This is a genomic window from Pseudomonas sp. B7(2017) (genome assembly GCF_002112745.1).
GTDB classification, from domain to species: domain Bacteria; phylum Pseudomonadota; class Gammaproteobacteria; order Pseudomonadales; family Pseudomonadaceae; genus Aquipseudomonas; species Aquipseudomonas ekonensis.
On sequence record NZ_NEIP01000001.1, the window covers coordinates 1 to 21837 of the forward strand.

Genomic DNA, 21837 nt, shown 5'->3' on the forward strand with positions numbered 1-21837 from the left:
GTGAAAACCCTAAACTTGGCTCAGCAATCGTTGGTTACATCTTTGATTTCTCGCGGAGTAACTTGTGATGCTGATAATCTTTTTGACTGTCAGTCTGACCCCACAAGCACCCACACGAATTGCTTGATTCAGTTGTTAAAGAGCGGTTGGTCAAGCCTTTCGTCTCGACCGAGGCGCGCATTCTACAGCAGCCTCATTTGCTGTCAAGCGGTTATTTTCAGAAGTTTTCAAAATTTCTTTTTCAACTTCAACCACTTGCGCTTTCGATCTCTCGTCAGCGGGAGGCGAATTCTACAGCGTTGCACGCTGCTGTCAACACCTCTTTTTCTCCGCTTTCGACCGGGAGGATCGAAACGCCGAAAGGGCCAAACAGCACCACCCTCTTCGACTCCCTCCGGGCTTCGCTGAACTGAAGCGACCCGCTGCCGAAAACTTCGTAACCCGTTGAATCTCAAGGAGTTTTCCGTTTCGACTGCGCCGGAAGTGGGGCGAATTATAGAGAACTGAAATCTGCCGTCAACCGCTATTTTCGGTTTTCTTTCAATAACTTGCAGATTGATCAAAAAGCATCCCAAAACACCCTATATAGAGGCCGGACACCCCAGCCTCTATATAGAAGAAGCATCACAGCACTCCATTCTCCTTCAACCCGGCGACCGCATCGGCTTCCAGGCCCAGCACCCGCTGCAATACCTCGAGCGTATGTTCGCCCAATAGCGGCGGCGCCTGACGATACTCCACCGGTGTCTGCGACAACCGGATCGGGCTCGCCACCTGCGGCACCCTCCCAGCCAATGCATGGGGCAGATCAATCGCCAACCCACGGGACTTCACCTGCGGATCCTCGAACACCTGCGACAGATCATTGATCGGTCCGCACGGCACGCCGGCCTGCTCCAACTGAGCCACCCATTCGGCCGTCGTCTTGAACACTGTCGCCTGACGGATCAGCGGAATCAGCACCGCCCGGTTCGCCACCCGCTGCTTATTGGTGGCAAAGCGAGGGTCATCCGCCCACTGGGGTTGCCCGGCCACTTCGGCGAACTTGCGGAACTGCCCGTCATTACCCACCGTCAGGATGAAATCACCATCGGCCGTAGGAAAATCCTGATACGGCACGATATTGGGGTGCGCATTCCCCAGGCGCTTGGGCGCATTGCCCGTGGTCAGGTAGTTCATCGCCTGGTTCGCCAGGCACGCCACCTGCACGTCGAGCAATGCCATGTCGATGTGCTGTCCCCCACCTTCCTGATCACGGTGAGCCAGCGCCGCCAAGATCGCGACCGTCGAGTAGAGCCCGGTCAGGATATCCGTCAGCGCAACGCCGACCTTCACAGGCCCGGCACCCTCATCACCCTCCGGCCGGCCGGTCAGGCTCATTAAGCCGCCCAAGCCCTGGATCATGAAGTCATAACCGGCGCGCTTGGCGTACGGGCCGGTCTGGCCGAACCCGGTGATCGAGCAATAGATCAGGTTAGGGTTGATGGCTTTCAGCGATGCGTAATCCAGGCCATAGGCCGCCAGCCCACCCACCTTGAAGTTCTCGATGAGGATGTCGGACTTGGCGGCCAGCTCCCGAACCAGTCGCTGCCCTTCCGGGCGGGTGAAATCGATGGTCACCGACTGCTTGTTGCGATTGGCCGACAGGTAATAGGCCGCCTCGGAGGTGTTCTCGCCGTAGGCGTCCTTAAGGAAGGGCGGCCCCCAGGCGCGGGTATCGTCACCGTTGCCCGGACGCTCGACCTTGATCACCTCGGCGCCAAGGTCGGCCAGTATCTGCCCGGCCCACGGGCCCGCCAACACTCGCGACAAATCCAGAACCCGCAGATGAGACAGCGCACCCATGCTCGCTCTCCTATTAATAGAACGCCTGCAGACCGGTCTGCGCACGCCCCAGGATCAGCGCGTGCACGTCGTGGGTGCCTTCATAGGTGTTGACCACTTCCAGGTTGACCAGGTGGCGAGCCACACCGAACTCATCGGAGATCCCGTTGCCGCCGAGCATGTCACGGGCCATGCGCGCGATCTCCAGGGACTTGCCGCAGGAGTTGCGCTTCATGATCGAGGTGATTTCGACGGCTGCCGTGCCTTCGTCCTTCATGCGGCCCAGACGCAGGCAGCCTTGCAGGGCCAGGGTGATTTCGGTCTGCATGTCCGCCAGCTTCTTTTGGATCAGTTGCGTGGCGGCCAACGGGCGGCCGAACTGCTGACGGTCCAAGGTGTACTGACGAGCCGTGTGCCAGCAGAACTCGGCGGCGCCCAGTGCGCCCCAGGAAATGCCGTAACGTGCCGAGTTGAGGCAGGTGAACGGGCCTTTCAGGCCACGCACGTCAGGGAAGATGTTCTCTTCCGGCACGAACACGTTGTCCATGACGATCTCACCGGTGATCGAAGCGCGCAGGCCGACCTTGCCGTGAATGGCAGGTGCGCTCAGGCCTTTCCAGCCCTTCTCCAGCACGAAGCCGCGGATGTCGCCGGCATCGTCCTTGGCCCAGACCACAAACACATCGGCGATCGGGCTGTTGGTGATCCACATCTTGGCGCCGGTCAGGCTGTAGCCGCCGTCGACCTTGCGCGCACGGGTGATCATCGCGCCCGGGTCGGAACCGTGGTTCGGCTCGGTCAGGCCGAAGCAGCCGATCCATTCGCCGGAAGCCAGCTTCGGCAGGTACTTCTGCTTCTGCGCTTCGGTGCCGAACTCGTTGATCGGCACCATCACCAGAGAAGACTGCACGCTCATCATCGAGCGGTAGCCGGAGTCGACACGCTCGACTTCACGGGCAATCAGGCCATAGCTCACATAGTTCAGGCCGCTGCCGCCGTACTGCTCGGGAATGGTCGCGCCCAGCAGGCCGACCTCGCCCATTTCGCGGAAAATCGCAGGATCGGTCTGCTCATGGCGGAAAGCCTCCAGCACACGCGGTGCGAGGCTCTGTTGGGCGAACTGCTCGGCGCTGTCGCGGATCATGCGCTCTTCTTCGGTGAGCTGTTGATCCAGCAGCAGGGGATCGATCCAGTTGAAGCTAGCTTTACCGCCCATGAGTGAGTCCTCGCAAATCAGGTGAATTGACGTGGCATTGATCCTAGGCTCGGTTCGCCGTCGCGGCAAACGAGGATTTCGCATCCTGTTGTGCTAATTTCTCACTCCGAAACATCGCCAGATGCCTTTCGTGCGATGTATTAGTGAGGTTGACGTACATGCGCAGAAAGATCCCCAGCACCACGGCCCTCATCAGCTTTGAAGCCGCCGCCCGGCACGAGAGTTTCACGAAGGCCGCCGAAGAACTTTCCCTCACCCAGGGCGCCATCTGCCGACAGATCGCCAGCCTGGAGGAGTTCCTCAGCGTCGAACTGTTCCGACGTTCGCGGCGCGGCGTGAAACTCACCGAAGCAGGGCTTTCCTACAGCCGCCGGGTCGCCACGCAGTTGGACGCCGTCGAGCGCGACACGCTGTCGGTGATGGGCCAGCAGGGCGCAAACGTGATCGAACTGGCGGTGGTACCCACCTTCGGCACCCAATGGTTGCTGCCCCGGCTCAAGGACTTCCAGCTCAAGCATCCGGAAGTGACCGTCAACTTGACCAACCGCACCCGGCCGTTCCTGTTCGCCGACACCGACTTCGACGCCGCAATCTACTTCGGTGACGCCGACTGGTCCGGTACGGAATCCCACAGGCTGATGGGCGAGAATCCGATGCCGGTGTGCAGCCCGGCCCTGCTCGGCCACAAGACGCACCTGACGCCGGACGAGATCGCCGATCTGCCCCTGCTGCAGCAGACCACTCGCCCGTATGCCTGGCGCCAGTGGTTCAACTCACAGCACCTGAATGTGCCCCGCGACATGACAGGCCCGCGCTACGAGCTATTCTCCATGCTTGCCCAGGCGGCCATGCACGACATGGGCATTGCGCTGATTCCGCCGTTCCTGATCCAGCGTGAACTGGCCGAAAAACGCTTGGTGATCGCCAACCCGAACGCGCTCTCCAGCATCAAGGCGTATTACCTGATGATTCCCGAGCGAAAAGTGGAATCGGCGTCGCTGAAGGCATTTCGCGACTGGCTGGTGAACCAGGCACACGGCTACAACCTAGAGGAATAAAGGCCTACAGCTTTTGCTGACCTCGTAGTCAACAAAACTGAAGCACTACAGATATAAGTATTTGTCGCAAATCCGCAGACTGTATCCGAAAGTCGTACAGACGTCCCACAAGCGCCTGACGACGTGGCTTTGCGCCACCCAATGCGACTCATCACGGCCCATTCACGCCACCGATGAGATTTTTTTTCAAATTCAGCCAGAATCCTTGAAAGGCACGGCCTGCAAGGGATTCAGCTGGCCATCTGCGACATTCGGTCACGGGATGACTTGTAGTTAATTTTCCGTCACCCGTCATAATCCCTTGAAGGGCATAAACTTCGCCTGCAAAATGCCGCGCCCCGCCTTGATTCGGCGGGGTCGTGCTGATCGGCCGCCCCAGCCGCACCATCCGAAGTGCATGGGTTTACTCAATAAGATCACGCAGGAGATTTGACGTGCACATTGGTGTTCCTCTCGAAACCCAGACCGGTGAAACACGGGTTGCTGCAACCCCGGAAACCATCAAGAAGCTGATCGGCCAAGGTCATAAGGTCACTGTGCAAAGCGGCGCCGGCATCAAGGCCAGTGTTGTGGACAGTGCCTATGAGGCAGCAGGCGCAACCATCGGCAGCGCCAACGATGCGTTCGGCGCCGAGCTGATCCTCAAGGTGGTCGCCCCCAGCGACGCCGAACTGACGCTGATCAAGCGCGGAACGGTGCTGGTGGGCATGCTCAACCCCTTCAGCAACGAAACCATCGCCAAAATGGCCGAGTGCGGGATCACCGCCTTCGCCCTGGAAGCGGCGCCGCGCACCTCCCGGGCCCAAAGCCTGGACGTGCTGTCGTCCCAGGCGAACATCGCCGGTTACAAGGCCGTGCTGCTGGCCGCCCACTACTACCCGCGCTTCATGCCGATGCTGATGACGGCAGCCGGCACCGTGAAAGCGGCGCGCGTGCTGATCCTCGGCGCGGGCGTGGCCGGGCTGCAGGCGATCGCCACGGCGAAACGTCTGGGTGCGGTGATCGAAGCGTCTGACGTGCGTCCTGCCGTCAAGGAGCAGATCGAATCCCTCGGCGCCAAGTTCGTCGACGTGCCCTACGAGACCGACGAGGAGCGCGAATGCGCGGTCGGCGTCGGCGGTTACGCCCGTCCGATGCCGGCGAGCTGGATGCAGCGCCAGGCCCAGGCCGTGCACGAGCGCGCCAAACAGGCCGACATCGTCATCACCACCGCCCTGATTCCGGGCCGCAAGGCGCCGACGCTGCTGAGCGCGGAAACCGTGGCGCAGATGAAGCCAGGTTCCGTGGTCATCGATCTGGCCGCAGCCCAGGGCGGCAACTGTCCGCTGACCGTGGCCGACCAGGTCGTGGTGAACAGCGGCGTGACCATCGTCGGCCCGACCAACCTGGCCGGCGAGGTCGCGGCGGACGCCTCGGCGCTGTATGCCCGCAACCTGCTGGACTTCCTGAAGCTGGTCTTCACCAAGGAAGGCCAGTTCGAAGTGAACCTCGAAGACGACATCGTCGCCGTGTGCCTGATGTGCCGCGACGGCCAAGTCATCCGCAAAAACGCCTAAGCAGGGATTCAGACGATGGAAGAGCTTATCTCCCCCGGTATCTACAACCTGATCATCTTCGTGCTGGCGATCTATGTCGGTTACCACGTGGTCTGGAACGTTACGCCTGCGCTGCACACGCCGCTGATGGCGGTGACCAACGCCATTTCGGCGATCGTGATCGTCGGCGCCATGCTCGCCGCCGCCCTCACCATCACCCCGCTGGGCAAGGCCATGGGCACCCTCGCCGTGGCGCTGGCGGCGGTCAACGTGTTCGGTGGCTTCCTGGTCACCCGCCGCATGCTTGAGATGTTCAAGAAGAAAGCCCCGAAAGCCGCACAAGAAGAGGCGCCGAAGTAATGAGCATGAATCTCGTCACGACGCTCTACCTGATCGCGTCGATCTGCTTCATCCAGGCCCTCAAGGGCCTGTCGCACCCGACCACGTCGCGCCGCGGCAACCTGTTCGGCATGCTCGGCATGGCGCTGGCGATCCTCACGACCGTAGGCCTCATCTATAAGCTGGGCGCTGAGCTTGCCACCGCCGGCATCGGTTACGTGATCGTCGGCCTGCTGATCGGCGGCACCGCCGGTTCGATCATGGCCAAGCGCGTGGAAATGACCAAGATGCCTGAGCTGGTCGCGTTCATGCACAGCATGATCGGCCTGGCGGCGGTGTTCATCGCCATCGCGGCGGTGGTCGAGCCGCAGTCGCTGGGCATCGTCAAGCAACTGGGCGACCCGATCCCGGCGGGCAACCGTCTGGAACTGTTCCTCGGTGCCGCCATCGGCGCGATCACCTTCTCCGGTTCGGTGATCGCCTTCGGCAAGCTGTCGGGCAAGTACAAGTTCCGTCTGTTTCAGGGTGCACCGGTACAGTTTGGCGGTCAGCACAAGCTGAACCTGCTGCTGGGCCTGGCCACGCTGGCGCTCGGCGTGACCTTCATGGTCACCGGCAACCTGGCCGCGTTCGCGCTGATGCTGGCTCTGGCGTTCGTGATGGGCGTGCTGATCATCATCCCGATCGGCGGCGCCGACATGCCGGTGGTGGTGTCGATGCTCAACAGCTATTCGGGCTGGGCGGCGGCGGGCATCGGCTTCTCGCTGAACAACTCGATGCTGATCATCGCCGGTTCGCTGGTGGGTTCAAGCGGTGCGATCCTGTCGTACATCATGTGCAAGGCGATGAACCGCTCCTTCTTTAATGTATTGCTGGGCGGTTTCGGCAATACCGCCGACGCGGGCCCGGCCGGCTCGAAAGAGGCCCGCCCGGTGAAGTCCGGTTCGGCCGACGACGCCACCTTCCTGCTGACCAACGCCGACACCGTGATCATCGTGCCGGGCTACGGCCTGGCGGTGGCCCGTGCCCAGCATGCGCTGAAGGAACTGACCGAGAAGCTGACCCACCATGGCGTGACCGTGAAGTACGCGATCCACCCGGTGGCCGGCCGGATGCCGGGGCACATGAACGTGCTGCTGGCGGAAGCCGAAGTGCCGTACGACCAGGTGTTCGAGATGGAAGACATCAACTCCGAGTTCGGCCAGGCCGATGTGGTGCTGGTGCTCGGCGCCAACGACGTGGTCAACCCGGCCGCCAAGAACGATCCGAAATCGCCGATCGCCGGCATGCCGATCCTTGAGGCGTTCAAGGCCAAGACCATCATCGTCAACAAGCGTTCGATGGCCAGCGGCTATGCCGGCCTGGACAACGAACTGTTCTACCTGGACAAGACCATGATGGTGTTCGGCGACGCGAAAAAGGTCATCGAAGACATGGTCAAAGCGGTCGAGTAACCCTCTCCCGCACCACCAAAACGCCCCGCTCCGTCGGGGCGTTTTCGTTGGCGCAGATCGTTGGACAATTTGCCGCGTTGTTACCGATCCGGTAACGGTGTTTTACTCGGAACCCGCTGAATAGACGCCTCTTTTGCGACCTTGGTAGCGGGACAGGCGTTCGCGAAATTCAATAGACTGCGCATCCTGCTACTCGCTGCCCGAGATAAAAATCCATGTACCGTGACCGTATTCGCCTGCCTTCGTTGTTGGATAAAGTGATGAGCGCCGCCGAGGCCGCCGCTTTGATTGAGGACGGCATGACCGTCGGCATGAGCGGCTTCACCCGCGCCGGCGAAGCCAAGGCCGTCCCCCATGCACTGGCCGAGCGGGCCAAGGTCACGCCGCTGAAGATCAGCCTGATGACCGGCGCGAGCCTGGGCAACGACCTCGACAAGCAACTGACCGAGGCCGGCGTGCTGTCGCGGCGCATGCCGTTCCAGGTCGACAGCACCCTGCGCAAGGCGATCAACGCCGGCGAGGTGATGTTCATCGACCAGCACCTGTCGGAAACCGTCGAGCAACTGCGCAACCAGCAGCTCAAGCTGCCGGACATCGCCGTGATCGAAGCCGTGGCCATCACCGAGCAGGGCCACATCGTGCCGACCACCTCTGTGGGCAACTCGGCGAGCTTTGCGATCTTCGCCAAGCAGGTGATCGTCGAGATCAACATGGCGCACAACGCCAACCTCGAAGGCCTGCATGACATCTATATCCCGACCTACCGTCCGACCCGCACGCCGATCCCCCTGGTGAAGGTCGATGACCGCATCGGCAGCACCGCCATCCCGATCCCTGCGGAGAAGATCGTCGGCATCGTCATCACCCAGCAGCCCGACTCGCCGTCCACCGTGCTGCCGCCGGATGCCGACACCAAGGCCATCGCCGACCACCTGATCGCGTTCTTCAAGCAGGAAGTCGACGCCGGGCGCATGACCGACAAGCTCGGTCCGCTGCAGGCCGGCATCGGCAGCATCGCCAACGCGGTGATGTGCGGACTGATCGACTCGCCGTTCCACGACCTGACCATGTACTCCGAAGTGCTGCAGGACTCGACCTTCGACCTGATCGACGCCGGCAAGCTGAGCTTCGCCTCGGGCAGTTCGATCACGCTGTCCGAACGCCGCAACAGCGATGTGTTCGGCAACCTGGAACGGTACAAGGACAAGCTGGTGCTGCGGCCCCAGGAGATCTCCAACCACCCCGAAGTGGTGCGGCGCCTGGGCATCATCGGCATCAACACGGCGCTGGAGTTCGACATCTACGGCAATGTCAACTCCACCCACGTCTGCGGCACCCGGATGATGAACGGCATCGGCGGCTCCGGCGACTTTGCGCGCAACGCCCACCTGGCGGTGTTCGTGACCAAGTCGATCGCCAAGGGCGGCGCGATCTCCAGCGTGGTGCCGATGGTCAGCCACGTCGACCACACCGAGCATGACGTCGACATCCTGGTCACCGAGATCGGCCTGGCCGACCTGCGCGGCCTGGCCCCGCGCGAGCGCGCCCGGGCGATCATCGACAACTGCGTGCACCCAGACTACCGCCAGGCCCTGAACGATTACTTCGCCGCCGCCTGCGCCATCGGCGGCCACACGCCGCACATCCTGCGGGATGCCCTGAGCTGGCACATGAACCTGGAAGAAACCGGGCGCATGCTGGCTGTGTAATTCACACAGATCCCCCGCTGACGCAAACACAGTTTTCGTCAGCGGGGGATTGCAAACACTTAACCTGACAAAAACTGTACTTCTGTACCGGTACTTTTCAGCTGTTTTCCCCGCACCTTTCTCTCCAAATGAGCAATAACGCACCAATCAGGTGCGGACAGGTACAGTTTGCTCAATTTTGACCCGTACACCCCCTATAAACAGTTAACTGGTCACTCACAATACAAGTGAACTGTATCTACAGAGACTGGGCAAACGAGAGGATCATGGGCACCAGTTAAACCACTACCTGATCCCGCCACAAGCGGAAGGATGACCACCATGGAACGTACACTCAGTTCCGAACTGTTCTTCGAAGACAAAGCTGTAAAATCCCAGGCTTCCATGCCTCTGCGCGTTCTCGCCAACCTGATGCTGTGGCAGCGCCGCATCTCCAGCCGCCACCAACTGGCCCGTCTGGATTCGCGCCTGCTGGCTGACGCCGGTATCAGCGAAGCACAACGCTACGAAGAGCTCAGCAAGCCGTTCTGGCGCTAAGCAGCGTCGCTGGCCCTGGTCGCAAGACCCACCGCCAGCACCCGAATTGAAACGACAAGGCCCGTCGCGGGAAACCGCGACGGGCCTTGTCGTTTGGGCGTGCCAGAATCTGCGGAACAGGTGCACCGCACAATGACAGGTACAGTTTTAAAATTACTCAAACTGAACCAGTACAATTTAGCCTCGGTGTGTCTGCTCCGTTCTCGGCGCCAGGCTCAACATGACCTTCTCTCCCGCCGCCCAAGGAACAGGTCATGAATGAGTTACAGGACGTATCCAAAGAACAGGACCGGCCCTGCGCGCAACGTCCGTTCACGCGGCTGCTCAAAGGCCTGCTGCAAGGTCTGGAACGTGCCAGAACCCGGCGCCTGCTGGCCGGGCTCGATGGCCGGGATCTCGCCGACTTGGGCCTCAGCCACGCCGACCGGCTGAATGAAATGGATAAGCCGTTCTGGCGCTAGCACTCTGCCCACTGGGCGAATCCGGTGCGCAAGCCTAATATCCACGCAGAACGTGGCGAATGCTGTGCGATCGGCGTCTGACTCCCAGACACCGTGCCACCTCTCAATACGGTTTTATCCACAGGAGTTCTCCCATGTCCGCTCTTCGCCTGCTCAGCGCTGCCGCCCTGCTGGCCGTCGCCGCCAATGCCAGCGCCACCAGCTTCATCGTCACCACCGATGCCGTGGTCGGCGCACTCAAGTCCTCCTCCGACGCCACCTCCGACGTCACTTCGTCCTTCCGCGACGACAAGATCGTCCTGGCCGCCCGTGACGACGCCGCCAGCTTCGTGGCCAGCGAAGGCGACATCCGCGGCGTGAAGCTGGAAAGCGCCCTGGATCACATCCGCCATCAGGCACCGCAACTGAACGCCACCGACGCGCAGCTGGCCCAGGCCATCCTGACCCTCTGAAACCGTTGCGTCACGGGACACGCCAGCCGTGTCCCGATGTTTCGGCGCTGGCTCTGGCCCGGGCGTTGCGTTAGCCTTCAGGCTCTTCAACCGCAGCCGAGCCCCATGCGTTTTCTTGCCAATCTGCTTATCCCTTCCGTTCTGACGGCAGCCTGCTGGGCCACGCCGGCCAACGCCTTCGATGTGTCCACGCAGAGCACCGTGGTCAGCGTCTACGCCACCGGCATGGTGTCTTCCGCGCCGTTCGACCGTAAACTGCTGCTCGCCGCGCACGACGATGCCGCGGCCTTCGTTGCCAGTGACGGCGAACTGCGAGGCGCCCGGCTGGAATCCGCACTGCATTACCTGCGCAAATCCCGGCCCAAACTTCATGTCAGTGACCTTGAACTGGCACAGGCAATTCTCGTCCAATAGTCATCCATGCCCTTTCGGAGTCGTTCCATGCGTAGCCCGCTGATTGCTGCCGCCCTTGGCCTGCTGTTGTTGGCCGATATGGCCCAGGCGCACACCCTGGTAGCCACCAGTAACATCATTGTCCGCGCCTCCCAGCGCACCATCGATTTCACCTCCGACACCACCACGTCGATCCGCGATTCGAAGATCATCCACGAAGCCCATGACGACGCCGCCAGCTTCGTCGCCAGCAACGGCGACATCCGTGGCGCGCACCTGGAAGCCGCACTCAATACCTTGCGCACCCGCGTTCCGGAAGCCCGTGACGCCAGCGACCAGGTGCTGGCCGAAGCCATCCTCGCACTGTGAAGTCACTCGGCACCTGGCTGCTGGCCGGGGCGCTGTTGCTGACCGGCCACAGCGCCCACGCCGGCCTGCAACTGCGGCTCAAGACCGACGGCCTGAGCCCCGCCCAGCAACAGGCCAGCCAGGCGCTGCTCGATGAAGCCATGCAGGCGCTTCCGCCCAGCTTTATAGAGCGGCTGGACCGGCGGATCGACGTCGGCTGGACCGACGACATGCCCGGCAACGCCTACGGCCAGGCCACGCTGGTGGCCGAACTGGACCTGAACCGCAAATTGCTGGCCGGCCTCACCGACGGCAGCGCCGCCAAGGAAAAGACCGGCCGCCCCCACGGCACCGTCCGCCAGGAACTGCTGGCCACGGTGCTGCACGAAATCACCCATATCTACGACCGCGCCCGGCTGTGGCCCGCCGCCGAACGCACGCTGATCCAGCGCTGCACCCGGCGCAACGACAGCAGTGGCCTGGTCGGCATCCCGGATGAATGCCGTGGCCAGAACGGCCGCCGCTTCACCTTGAGCGACGATCCCCGCCTGCTGGATCTCGCCGGCTGGCAGCAATACGTCGGCCGCCGCGGCGAACGCGAGCAGCACAACCGGCAGATCGCCCGCAGCCCGGATCTGTACGAAACCTCCAGCCCCAAGGAGTTCGTCGCGGTCAACATGGAGTACTTCCTTCTTGACCCGAGCTACGCCTGCCGCCGGCCCGCGCTGTATCGCTACTACAAGGAACACTTCGGCTGGGCGCCGCCCGCCAAGGACACGTGCGCCAAGACCTTCGCCTTCCTCAACGCCGGCAACGACTTCGCCAAGCAGCCGCTGGGCCAGGTCGACCCGGAACGGGTCTACGCCGTCGACTACCTGCTGGCCGAGGCCAACCAGAACTGGGTCAGCCGCTGGGGTCACAGCATGCTGCGCCTGGTGATCTGCGCCCCCGGCCGGCCCCGTGGCCCGGACTGCCGGCTAGACCTGGACCAGCACCTGGTGCTGTCGTACCGCGCCTTCGTCGGCGACGTGCAACTGTCGAGCTGGGACGGCCTGGTGGGCAAATACCCGTCGCGGCTGTTCGTGCTGCCGCTGGCCCAGGTGATCGACGAATACACCAAGACCGAACTGCGCAGCCTGGCCTCGGTGCCGCTGAACCTGTCGCGCAGCGAAATCGAAGACGTGGTCGAGCACGCTGCCGAGATGCACTGGAGCTACGACGGCAACTACTTCTTCCTGTCCAACAACTGCGCGGTGGAAAGCCTGAAACTGCTGCGCAGCGGCAGCAATAACGCACAGCTTGCCGGCCTGGACAGCATCATGCCCAACGGCCTGCTGGAGGTGCTCAAGGGACGCGGCCTGGCGGACACCCGGGTGCTCGACGATCCGAAGGAAGCCCTGCGCCTGGGCTATCGCTTCGACTCGTTCCGCGAGCGCTATCAGGCGATGTTCGATGTCTTGAAGAAACAGTTGCCGATCCCGCAGGCCACCGTCGAAGACTGGCTGTCGCTGTCCGCCGAAGAACGCCGGCCTTGGTTCGAGCGCGCTGACCTTCGCACCAGCGCCGCGTTGCTGCTGTTGGAACAGGCCAGTTTCCGCCGCCAGTTGCTGCTGGCCCAGGACGAGGTGAAGCAGCGCTACCTCGGTGCCCGGGAACTGGAGAACGGCGGCATGGAGAAGGCCAACGCCACCCTGCAGCAGATCCTCGCCAACAGCGGCTTCCTCAGCCGTCCGGCGGAGCTGCTCGACTCCCGCGGCTACGGCCTGCCGCAGCCGAGCGAGTTCAGCCGGCTGGAGGCCGAAAGCAGCCAGCGCCAGAAGCAGTTGCTGGCGCTGAGCGGCGACCTGGACAAGGAAGTGCGGGCCTTGCTGGAGCCCAAGCGCGCTGCGGAGATCGCGGCCAGCGAGGCCAATGTGAAGCAGATCGGCGAGCATCTGCGCAAACTGCACAAGGCAGCGGGCGGGTTGGAGTTGCCTTGACCGGCCTGCCGCATGGGCCGAACGAAAAAAGGGATCCGGAGCTTAGCCCCGGATCCCTTTTTACTGCCTGATCAGTCGATGGCGAGCGGCCCCCGCAACGGGAGCCTTGCCCTCAGCCGATGCGCGCCTTGCGCACGCCTTCGGCCAGCGAAGCGCACAAGCCCAGCACACCGTCGACCGCCTGCGCCGGCGTCTGCGCATTGGCGATGTGGTCGATCAGCGCCGAACCCACCACGACACCGTCGGCCAGGCGCGCGATGGACGCCGCCTGCTCCGGGGTGCGGATGCCGAAACCGATGCTGATCGGCAGGTCGGTGTGGCGACGCAGGCGCGCCACCGCTTCCTCGACATGCTCCAGCGTCGCGGCGCCGGCACCGGTCACACCGGCCACCGACACGTAGTAGACGAAGCCGGAGCTGCCGTTGAGCACCTTCGGCAGGCGCGCGTCGTCGGTGGTCGGGGTGGTCAGGCGGATGAAGTCCAGGCCTGCCGCTTGGGCCGGGTCGCACAGCTCGGCGTTGTGCTCCGGCGGTATGTCGACCACGATCAGGCCGTCGACGCCGGCCTCGTTGGCGTCGCTGATGAAGCGCTCGACGCCGTACTTGTGGATCGGGTTGTAGTAGCCCATCAGCACCAGCGGCGTGTCGCTGTTGCCCTGACGGAACTCGCGCACCATCTGCAAGGTTTTCGCCAGGTTCTGCTTGGCGCCCAAGGCACGGATGTTGGCCAGCTGGATCGCCGGGCCGTCGGCCATCGGGTCGGTGAACGGCATGCCCAGCTCGATCACGTCGGCGCCGGCGGCCGGCAGGCCCTTGAGGATCGCCAGCGAAGTGTCGTAGTCCGGGTCGCCGGCGGTGACGAAGGTCACCAGTGCGGCGCGGTTTTCCTGCTTGAGGGCGGCAAAACGTGTTTGCAGGCGGCTCATCAGTGTTTCTCCTGCGTCGATTGTTCCATGTGGTGCATGACGGTCTGCATGTCCTTGTCGCCGCGGCCGGACAGGTTGATCACCATCAGGTGATCCTTCGGCAGCTTGGGCGCGCGCTTGAAGGCTTCGGCCAGGGCGTGGGAGCTTTCCAGGGCCGGGATGATCCCTTCCAGTCGGCAGCACTGGTGGAAGGCGGCCAGGGCTTCGTCGTCGGTCACCGAGGTGTACTGGACGCGACCGATGTCATGCAGCCAGGCGTGTTCGGGGCCGATGCCGGGGTAGTCGAGGCCGGCGGAGATCGAATGGGCGTCGATGATCTGGCCGTCGTCGTCCTGCAGCAGGAAGGTGCGGTTGCCGTGCAGCACGCCCGGCACGCCGCCGTTCAGGCTGGCCGCGTGCTTGCCGGTCTCGATGCCGTAGCCCGCGGCTTCGACGCCGACGATCTCGACGCTCTTGTCGTCGAGGAACGGGTGGAACAGGCCCATGGCGTTGGAGCCGCCGCCGATGCACGCCACCAGGCTGTCCGGCAGACGGCCTTCCTGGGCTTGCAGCTGCTCGCGGGTTTCCTTGCCGATGACGGCCTGGAAGTCACGCACCATCGCCGGGTACGGGTGCGGGCCGGCCACGGTGCCGATCAGGTAGAAGGTGTTGTCGACGTTGGTCACCCAGTCGCGCAGCGCTTCGTTCATCGCGTCCTTCAGGGTGCCGGTGCCGGCGACCACCGGGATCACCTCGGCGCCCAGGAGCTTCATGCGGAACACGTTGGCCTGCTGGCGCTCGATGTCGGTGGTGCCCATGTAGATCACGCAGTCCAGGCCGAAGCGCGCGGCCACGGTGGCGGTGGCCACGCCGTGCATGCCGGCGCCGGTCTCGGCGATGATGCGTTTCTTGCCCATGCGCCGCGCCAGCAGGATCTGGCCGATGCAGTTGTTGATCTTGTGCGCGCCGGTGTGGTTCAGCTCTTCGCGCTTGAGGTAGATCTTGGCGCCGCCGCAGAACTCGGTCAGGCGTTCGGCGAAGTACAGCGGGCTAGGACGTCCGACGTAGTCGCGCTGGAAGTAGGCCAGTTCCTCCTTGAATGCCGGATCTTCCTTCGCCGCTTCATATTCGCGGGCCAGGTCGAGGATCAGCGGCATCAGGGTCTCGGCGACGTAACGGCCGCCGAACGCGCCGAACAGGCCGTTGTCGTCCGGGCCGCTGCGCAGGTTGGAGGTGTTCGAAGTCTGGGTCATGGATGACTCCCGGTGAATTCGCCTAAGGGACAATGGCGTTCACTCTACCCCTGACGATCCGGGCTGAAAACCGATAAGATCGCCGCAACCTGTCAGGAAAACTCACAAATAAAATGAGCCATGACCTCCCCCCGCTGAACGCCCTGCGCGCCTTCGAGGCCACCGCCCGGCTGAACAGTGTCAGCCAGGCCGCCGAGCAGCTTCACGTCACCCACGGCGCCGTCAGCCGCCAGCTCAAGGTGTTGGAAGAACACTTGGGCGTGAGCCTGTTCGTCAAGGAAGGGCGCGGCCTGAAACTCACAGATGCCGGCGCCCGGCTGCGGGACGTCAGCGGCGAAGCGTTCGAGCGGCTGCGCAACGTGTGCGCCGAACTCAGCCAGAGCACCGCCGACGCCCCGTTCGTGCTCGGCTGCTCCGGCAGCCTGCTGGCACGCTGGTTCATTCCACGGCTGGGACGGCTGAACGCAGACTTGCCGGACCTGCGCCTGCACCTGTCGGCCGGCGAAGGCGACCTCGACCCCCGGCGGCCCGGCCTCGACGCCCTGCTGCTGTTCGCCGAACCGCCATGGCCGGCGGACATGCAAGTCTACGAGCTGGCCGCCGAGCGCATCGGCCCGGTCATGAGCCCGTTGTTCAGCGGCGCCGCCAGGCTGCACGGCGCACCGGCCGAGGCCCTGTTGAGCGAGCCGGTGCTGCACACCACCTCCCGTCCGCAAGCCTGGCCGGCCTGGGCACGGCAAAGCGGCCTCGACGCCAAGGCGCTGAAGCTGGGGCAGGGTTTCGAGCATCTGTATTACTTGCTGGAGGCGGCGGTCGCCGGCCTCGGCGTGGCCATCGCGCCGGAACCGCTGGTGACGGAAGACTTGAAGGCCGGGCGCCTGATCGCGCCGTGGGGCTTTTGCGAAACCCCGGCGCGACTGGCGCTATGGCTGCCCAAGCGCGCCGCCGACGGGCGCGCCCGGCAATTGGCGCAATGGCTGAAGAACGAATTGCGCCAGACCGATCACTCGCCGCGCTTGAACAGCAGGTAAGCGGCCAGCAGGCCCAACGCACCGACCGCCACGCCGGCGGTCGTCCAGGGATGTTCCTGCGCGTAGTCACGGGTGGCGATCCCGGTCTCGCGGGTCTTGGTCTTGACCTCTTCATAGGCGTCACTGAGCAGGCTGCGCGAATGCCGCAACGCACTTTCGGCATTGCCCTTGAGTGCCTTGAGGGTCTTGCGCGACTCGTCCGAAGCGTCGTCCTTCAGGCTTTCCAGCGACTTGAGCAGACTCTCGATCTCGGCTTCCATGCTTTGCAGCGAAGCTTTGCGTAACGAGGTGTTGGCCATGGTGGTTCTCCTGCATTGGTGAGAAACGGCGTGTGATGGTTGGGACTTCGCCCGTCCCGGAAAGTGCAGAAAATCTGAGCCGCCTCCCCCGCGGCATGCCGGAACCGACACGGCAAATCGCTGCTAGGCTCTATGGCACACTTCAAGGAGAGCGCCATGAGCGACCATCACACCTACAAGAAGATCGAGCTGGTCGGTTCGTCCACCAGCAGCATCGAAGACGCCATCAACAACGCGCTGGCCGAAGCCAGCAAGAGCGTCAAGTACATGGAATGGTTCGAAGTGACCGAGACCCGCGGCCACATCAGGGACGGCAAGGCCGCCCATTTTCAGGTGACCCTCAAGGTCGGGTTCCGGATTGCCAGCAGCTGAGTTTGGTCTACGCTTCTGAACTTGCGCGCTGGCCGAGTGCCATAGGAATGGCAAAGCGCTACAGGGCGAGCGCACCGGACGAACGCTCCGGTGCCGTCTCTTTCGATCCGACCAGGGAGTGCAACCGATGAAGAAGTTCATGTTGGCGGTAGGTTTGTTGAGCCTTGCGGGTGGCGCATTCGCTGCCGGCAAGTCGTGTGAGGAACTTAAGGCCGAGATCGCGGCCAAGCTGGATGCCAAGGGCGTTTCCGGCTATTCGCTGGAGATCGTGGACAAGGGGGCAGCGGCGGGCGGCAAGGTCGTCGGCAAATGCGAAGCCGGCGCCAAGGAAATCGTCTACAAGCGAGGCTGACGGCGCCTGAAAATCAAAAGCCGACGCAACGCGTCGGCTTTTTTGTGGCCATCGTTTCCAGCGAAACGGACTCAGCCCTTCATCACCTGCGCCAGCAGCTCATAGGAATGCAGCCGGTCAGCGTGCTCGTACAGGTCGCAGGTGAAGATCAGTTCATCGGCCTGCGTCTGCTCGATCAGCACCTCCAGCTTGGCGCGGATCTTCTGCGGACCGCCGACCATCGCCAAGCCGAGGAAGTCCCCCACCGCCTCGCGCTCATGGGGCAGCCACAGGCCGTCCATGGTCTTCACCGGCGGCCTTTGCACCAGGCTTTGCCCACGCATCAGCGCCAGGATCCGCTGGTACACCGAGGTGGCCAGGTAATCGGCCTGCTCGTCGGTGTCGGCCGCCACCAGCGGCACGCCCAGCATCACGTACGGCTTGTCGAGCACCGCCGACGGCTGGAAGTGGTTGCGGTAGACGCGGATCGCCTCGTGCATGTAGCGCGGGGCGAAGTGTGAGGCGAAGGCGTAGGGCAGGCCCCGCTGGCCCGCCAGTTGCGCACTGAACAGGCTGGAGCCCAGCAGCCACACCGGCACCTGGGTGCCGGTGCCCGGCATCGCGATCACCCGTTGGTCCGGGGTGCGCGGGCCGAGGTAGCGCACCAGTTCGGCGACGTCCTCGGGAAAATCGTCGGCGCTGCCGGAACGCTCACGGCGCAACGCCCGGGCGGTCATCTGGTCGGAGCCGGGCGCACGGCCCAGGCCCAGGTCGATCCGGCCCGGATACAGGCTCTCCAGGGTGCCGAACTGTTCGGCGATCACCAGCGGCGCATGGTTGGGCAGCATCACCCCGCCGGAGCCGACGCGGATGCTCGACGTGCCGCCCGCCAGGTAGGCCAGCAACACCGAGGTGGCGGAACTGGCGATGCCGTCCATGTTGTGGTGCTCGGCGACCCAGAACCGGGTGTAGCCGAACTTCTCCACGTGCCGGGCCAGATCCAGCGAGTTGCGCAGCGACTGGCCGGGGCTGCCGTTCTCGCGCACCGGCACCAGATCGAGGGTGGAAAACTTTACGTCGGACAGTTGCTTCATAAAGTGCTTCTCCGGGTGAGGGTGCAGGTTCATCCATGCGAACGCCGACCTGCCCCGTTCATAGGCGTGTCCTGTGCAATGAGGGCATATACCCGAGTTTCAATAGCCGATTGGAAAATTCCTACTAAAAAAGTCAACGATTCTCATGGGGCAGAGGTTTGAGCCGGGTCAGAACCTGCCCGGCCAAACGGTGGTCGAATGGTTGACCGCAGCCTTCGCGCATCTTCGTGCGCGCTGCGTCGAGGGAGCTTCAACCATGAAACTTTTTGCTGTGGCGGTGTTCGGTCTGACCCTGGCCAGTGCGGTGCTGGCGGCCCCGAAACCCTGCGAGGAACTCAAGGCCGAGATCGAAGCCAAGATCCAGGCCCAGGGCGTGACCTCCTACACCCTGGAGATTGTCGCCAACGAGGAAGTCCACGATCAGAACATGGTCGTCGGCTCGTGCGAAAACGGCACGAAGAAGATCATCTACCAGAAGAACGACCGCTGATCCGGGCTAGATGATGCAGTTGACCTCACGGTCCTCGGCGACGATTTCCCGCTTGGCGTTGTACAGCCGGGCGCTCGGCGTGAAAGCCAGGGAGCGGCCTTCGAGCAGGTAGCGCTGGCCCGCCTCGAAATGGTCGTAGCGGATAGTCAGGTAGCACAGGCGCTCGACGGGCCCGGTCATCAGGCTGCCGCCGCCGCCGAACACTTCAAAGTCGAAGCGCACCCGCAGTTCATGGCTGCCGGGTGTGACCTGAAAGAAGCGCCCGTCCCTCAGGCGCTGGTTGTCGAGCCGCTCGGCCATCAACAACTTGCCGCCAGGGGTGGGCGTCGAGAAGTCGACCCAGGCCATCGCGGGATCGACCGGCGGCATCGGCGTCTGGCAACCGGCGATCAGGCCGGCCGCCAGCAACAGCATCAACGTGCGCATGATGAATGTCCGTGGATTCGGGCACCCAGCATAACGCCGATCAGGTGCGCTGACAGCCCGCCGGCTTGGCCTGCCCCACCACCTTGCGCTGCTGATCGTACAGTTTGGCCCATGGCCGGAAACCGATGTTGCCGGCCTGCAACTGATAGCGCTCGCCGGCGTTGAAGTCCTTGAAGGTCAGGCTCAACCGGCAATCGCGCCACAGCGGCTCGGCATCCGGGCCGATGTTGGTCGCCTCCACCGGGAACTGGTAACGCACCTTCAGCTCATGGCTGCCGGGCTGCACTTCGAAATATCGTTTGTCGACCGCCGCCCTGGCATCGACCTCCAGAGCCTGCAGCGCCGTGTCCTGCTGGCGGGACTCCAGGTCGATCCAGGCTTGCGAAGGGTCAGGGGCGGGCATTCCGAATCCGGCACAGCCGGTCAGCGTCAGCAGGCCGGCGGTCAGCATCAACTTGCGCATGGCGAAGCTCCTATGGGCGGGATAGTCTTGCGGGCAGACTGTCCGGGGGTTTCTTATTTTGTTCAGGCCGCTACCCAGCCTTGGGTTACTTGATCGCGTTTTGCGGATTTTGTTTCCGGGTGTTTTGCTTTTGCTGCTCAACGGTTGCGCAAGCCTCAGTTACTACAGCCAGTTGGCCGGCGGTCAGCTGCAACTGCTGCGGGCCCGGGAACCGGTCGCCGAGGTGATCGCCGACCCCGCCCGCGACCCCAAACTGCGCGCGCACCTGGCCGAGTCGCAGAAGGCCCGGGACTTCGCCAGCCGTCACCTGCACCTGCCGGACAACCAGAGCTACCGGCTCTACGCCGACATCGGCCGGCCGTTCGTGGTGTGGAACGTGTTCGCCACCCCGGAGTTCTCCTTGAGCCCGCAAAACCATTGCTTCCCCATCGCCGGCTGCGTGGCCTACCGCGGCTACTACAGCCAGGGCGCGGCCCGGGGCGAAGCGGCGATCCAGCGCCTCAAGGGCATGGACGTGTCGATCGGCGGTGTCGAGGCCTATTCGACCCTGGGCTGGTTCAACGACCCGATCCTCAATTCGATGACGGGCTGGGGCGACGAGCGCCTGGCCACGCTGATCTTTCACGAACTGGCCCATCAGCGCTTCTATGTGCAGGACGACACCGAGTTCAACGAGTCCTTCGCCACGTTCGTCGAGCAGGAAGGCACGCGGCAATGGCGGGCGTTCCGCGGGCTGGCGCCGGACAACGGCTCGCGCCTGCAGCAGCGCGACCAGTTCATCGGCCTGATCCTCGACACCCGTGCCCGTCTGGAAGCGCTCTACGCACAACCGCTGGCGGCCGAGGTCATGCGCCAGCGCAAGGCCGAGGCGTTCGAACGGTTTCGCCGGGATTACCGGGCCCTGCGTGACCGGCAGTGGGCCGGGGACAAACGCTACGATGCGTGGGTGAACGCGCCGCTGAACAATGCGCGGCTGTTGCCGTTCGGGCTGTATGACCAGTGGGTGCCGGCGTTTGCGGCGCTGTTCGGGCAGGTGGGTGGGGATTGGGTGAGGTTCTACGCCGAAGTCGAGAAGTTAGGCAAATTGGGCGCAGTTGAGCGCAAGTCGGCGCTCAAGGCCTTGGCGAACCCTGAACCAGCCGGCTGAACCGACCGGCTGGTTCCCACAGAAACGCCTCAACACGTGTGGGAGCCAGCCTGCTGGCGATGGCTGCCCGATCAGCGCCGCAGGAACGCCTGATGCAGCTCGTCCAGCGTCTCGAAGTGATAGGCCGGTGCCTCGGCGCTCAGCTCCTCATGGCTGCCGAACCCATAGCCCACCGCCGCCGCGTCCAGCCCGTTGCGGCGTGCGCCGATCAGGTCGTGCTTGCGGTCGCCGATCATCAGTGTGTCGGCCGGATCCAGTCCTTCCTCGGCGATCAAATGGGCAATCAGCTCGACCTTGTCGGTGCGGGTGCCGTCCAGTTCGCTGCCGTAGATCACCTTGAAGTGCCGGGCGAAATCGAAATGACGGGCGATCTCCCGGGCGAACACCCAGGGTTTGGAGGTCGCGATGTACAGCTGCCGGCCCTGGCCACCGAGGGTTTCCAGCAACGGCATGACACCGTCGAACACCCGGTTTTCGTAGAGACCGGTGACCTTGAAGCGCTCACGGTAGAAATTCACCGCCTCCCACGCCTTGGCCTCGTCGAAGCCATAGAACTGCATGAACGCCTGCAGCAGCGGCGGGCCGATGAAGTGTTCCAGCTTGCTCAGGTCCGGCTCGTCGATGCCGAGCTTGGCCAAGGCGAACTGGATGGAGCGGGTGATACCCTCGCGCGGGTCGGTCAGGGTGCCGTCGAGGTCGAACAGTACGGTCTGGTAATGCAT

Annotated in this window: 25 protein-coding genes; 16 read left to right on the top strand and 9 right to left on the bottom strand. The window is 63.5% G+C overall.

Features of this window, described 5'->3' with window-relative positions:
* Positions 1-624: 624 nt before the first annotated feature.
* Together CAG29_RS00005 and CAG29_RS00010 are read right to left on the bottom strand one after the other, a co-directional pair.
* Positions 625-1845, bottom strand: coding sequence for a CaiB/BaiF CoA-transferase family protein (locus CAG29_RS00005; RefSeq protein ID WP_085630428.1), 1221 nt, complete (start codon positions 1843-1845; stop codon positions 625-627).
* 13 nt (positions 1846-1858) lie between these two features.
* Positions 1859-3040, bottom strand: coding sequence for an acyl-CoA dehydrogenase (locus CAG29_RS00010; protein WP_085579505.1), 1182 nt, complete (start codon positions 3038-3040; stop codon positions 1859-1861).
* 158 nt (positions 3041-3198) lie between these two features.
* Between CAG29_RS00010 and CAG29_RS00015 the strand changes: the two genes are divergently transcribed.
* The 11 genes from CAG29_RS00015 to CAG29_RS00065 all read left to right on the top strand — a co-directional run bounded on the left by CAG29_RS00015 (position 3199) and on the right by CAG29_RS00065 (position 13305).
* Positions 3199-4098, top strand: a complete 900-nt coding sequence (locus CAG29_RS00015; protein ID WP_085579503.1) for a LysR family transcriptional regulator — start codon at positions 3199-3201, stop codon at positions 4096-4098.
* A gap of 434 nt (positions 4099-4532) precedes the next feature.
* Complete coding sequence (locus CAG29_RS00020; protein ID WP_085693732.1) at positions 4533-5654, top strand: Re/Si-specific NAD(P)(+) transhydrogenase subunit alpha; 1122 nt, start codon at positions 4533-4535, stop codon at positions 5652-5654.
* A 15-nt stretch (positions 5655-5669) separates the two neighbouring features.
* Positions 5670-5993, top strand: coding sequence for an NAD(P) transhydrogenase subunit alpha (locus tag CAG29_RS00025; RefSeq protein ID WP_085579499.1), 324 nt, complete (start codon positions 5670-5672; stop codon positions 5991-5993).
* Positions 5993-7426 carry an NAD(P)(+) transhydrogenase (Re/Si-specific) subunit beta gene (locus CAG29_RS00030; protein ID WP_085579497.1) on the top strand — a complete coding sequence of 478 codons (1434 nt, stop codon included), beginning with the start codon at positions 5993-5995 and terminating at the stop codon, positions 7424-7426. Before CAG29_RS00025 ends, CAG29_RS00030 begins: the two co-directional genes overlap by 1 nt.
* A gap of 215 nt (positions 7427-7641) precedes the next feature.
* Entirely contained in the window at positions 7642-9135 is a 1494-nt protein-coding gene (locus tag CAG29_RS00035) for an acetyl-CoA hydrolase/transferase family protein (RefSeq protein ID WP_085638795.1), read from the top strand.
* Positions 9136-9456: 321 nt separating this feature from the next.
* On the top strand, positions 9457-9672 hold the full coding sequence (locus CAG29_RS00040; RefSeq protein WP_085579493.1) for a DUF1127 domain-containing protein: 216 nt from the start codon (positions 9457-9459) through the stop codon (positions 9670-9672).
* Positions 9673-9926: 254 nt separating this feature from the next.
* Complete coding sequence (locus CAG29_RS00045; RefSeq protein ID WP_085638792.1) at positions 9927-10133, top strand: DUF1127 domain-containing protein; 207 nt, start codon at positions 9927-9929, stop codon at positions 10131-10133.
* A gap of 134 nt (positions 10134-10267) precedes the next feature.
* A complete protein-coding gene (locus CAG29_RS00050; protein WP_085579489.1) occupies positions 10268-10585 on the top strand; it encodes a DUF2388 domain-containing protein in 318 nt (105 codons plus the stop codon).
* A 105-nt stretch (positions 10586-10690) separates the two neighbouring features.
* A complete protein-coding gene (locus CAG29_RS00055; RefSeq protein ID WP_085579487.1) occupies positions 10691-10999 on the top strand; it encodes a DUF2388 domain-containing protein in 309 nt (102 codons plus the stop codon).
* Between the two features lie 27 nt (positions 11000-11026).
* A complete protein-coding gene (locus CAG29_RS00060; RefSeq protein ID WP_085693733.1) occupies positions 11027-11347 on the top strand; it encodes a DUF2388 domain-containing protein in 321 nt (106 codons plus the stop codon).
* The gene (locus CAG29_RS00065; protein ID WP_085579485.1) at positions 11344-13305 is read left to right on the top strand and encodes a DUF4105 domain-containing protein; all 1962 of its coding nucleotides are present in this window, start codon (positions 11344-11346) and stop codon (positions 13303-13305) included. Before CAG29_RS00060 ends, CAG29_RS00065 begins: the two co-directional genes overlap by 4 nt.
* Positions 13306-13417: 112 nt before the next feature.
* Here CAG29_RS00065 and trpA read toward each other — a convergent pair whose 3' ends face one another.
* Entirely contained in the window at positions 13418-14230 is an 813-nt protein-coding gene (trpA, locus tag CAG29_RS00070; RefSeq protein WP_085579483.1) for a tryptophan synthase subunit alpha, read from the bottom strand.
* The gene (gene trpB / locus CAG29_RS00075) at positions 14230-15462 is read right to left on the bottom strand and encodes a tryptophan synthase subunit beta (RefSeq protein ID WP_085579481.1); all 1233 of its coding nucleotides are present in this window, start codon (positions 15460-15462) and stop codon (positions 14230-14232) included. The genes trpA and trpB overlap by 1 nt, the downstream gene beginning before the upstream one ends.
* Before the next feature lie 113 nt (positions 15463-15575).
* Here trpB and CAG29_RS00080 point away from each other — a divergent pair, with 113 nt between their 5' ends.
* Entirely contained in the window at positions 15576-16493 is a 918-nt protein-coding gene (locus CAG29_RS00080; RefSeq protein WP_085655958.1) for a LysR family transcriptional regulator, read from the top strand.
* On the opposite strand, the gene CAG29_RS00085 is transcribed toward CAG29_RS00080, so the two are convergent.
* The gene (locus CAG29_RS00085; RefSeq protein WP_085630422.1) at positions 16466-16792 is read right to left on the bottom strand and encodes a YqjD family protein; all 327 of its coding nucleotides are present in this window, start codon (positions 16790-16792) and stop codon (positions 16466-16468) included. The two genes, CAG29_RS00080 and CAG29_RS00085, sit on opposite strands and share 28 nt — an antisense overlap.
* A 156-nt stretch (positions 16793-16948) precedes the next feature.
* Here CAG29_RS00085 and CAG29_RS00090 point away from each other — a divergent pair, with 156 nt between their 5' ends.
* Both CAG29_RS00090 and CAG29_RS00095 read left to right on the top strand, forming a co-directional pair.
* Entirely contained in the window at positions 16949-17164 is a 216-nt protein-coding gene (locus tag CAG29_RS00090) for a dodecin (RefSeq protein WP_085579474.1), read from the top strand.
* 127 nt (positions 17165-17291) lie between these two features.
* Positions 17292-17516 carry a DUF1161 domain-containing protein gene (locus CAG29_RS00095; RefSeq protein ID WP_085579472.1) on the top strand — a complete coding sequence of 75 codons (225 nt, stop codon included), beginning with the start codon at positions 17292-17294 and terminating at the stop codon, positions 17514-17516.
* Between the two features lie 71 nt (positions 17517-17587).
* On the opposite strand, the gene CAG29_RS00100 is transcribed toward CAG29_RS00095, so the two are convergent.
* Entirely contained in the window at positions 17588-18589 is a 1002-nt protein-coding gene (locus CAG29_RS00100) for an LLM class flavin-dependent oxidoreductase (protein WP_085579470.1), read from the bottom strand.
* A gap of 256 nt (positions 18590-18845) precedes the next feature.
* Between CAG29_RS00100 and CAG29_RS00105 the strand changes: the two genes are divergently transcribed.
* Positions 18846-19079 (top strand): DUF1161 domain-containing protein, encoded by a 234-nt coding sequence (locus CAG29_RS00105; protein WP_085630420.1) that lies wholly within the window; start codon positions 18846-18848, stop codon positions 19077-19079.
* Positions 19080-19085: 6 nt separating this feature from the next.
* Here the strand turns inward: CAG29_RS00105 and CAG29_RS00110 are convergent, their stop codons facing one another.
* On the bottom strand, positions 19086-19505 hold the full coding sequence (locus CAG29_RS00110) for a hypothetical protein (RefSeq protein WP_085579466.1): 420 nt from the start codon (positions 19503-19505) through the stop codon (positions 19086-19088).
* Between the two features lie 40 nt (positions 19506-19545).
* On the bottom strand, positions 19546-19968 hold the full coding sequence (locus CAG29_RS00115; protein WP_085579464.1) for a hypothetical protein: 423 nt from the start codon (positions 19966-19968) through the stop codon (positions 19546-19548).
* 58 nt (positions 19969-20026) lie between these two features.
* On the opposite strand from CAG29_RS00115, the gene CAG29_RS00120 reads away from it, so the two are divergent.
* Positions 20027-21115, top strand: coding sequence for an aminopeptidase (locus CAG29_RS00120; protein WP_085579462.1), 1089 nt, complete (start codon positions 20027-20029; stop codon positions 21113-21115).
* Between the two features lie 71 nt (positions 21116-21186).
* On the opposite strand, the gene CAG29_RS00125 is transcribed toward CAG29_RS00120, so the two are convergent.
* Entirely contained in the window at positions 21187-21837 is a 651-nt protein-coding gene (locus CAG29_RS00125) for an HAD family hydrolase (RefSeq protein ID WP_085638785.1), read from the bottom strand.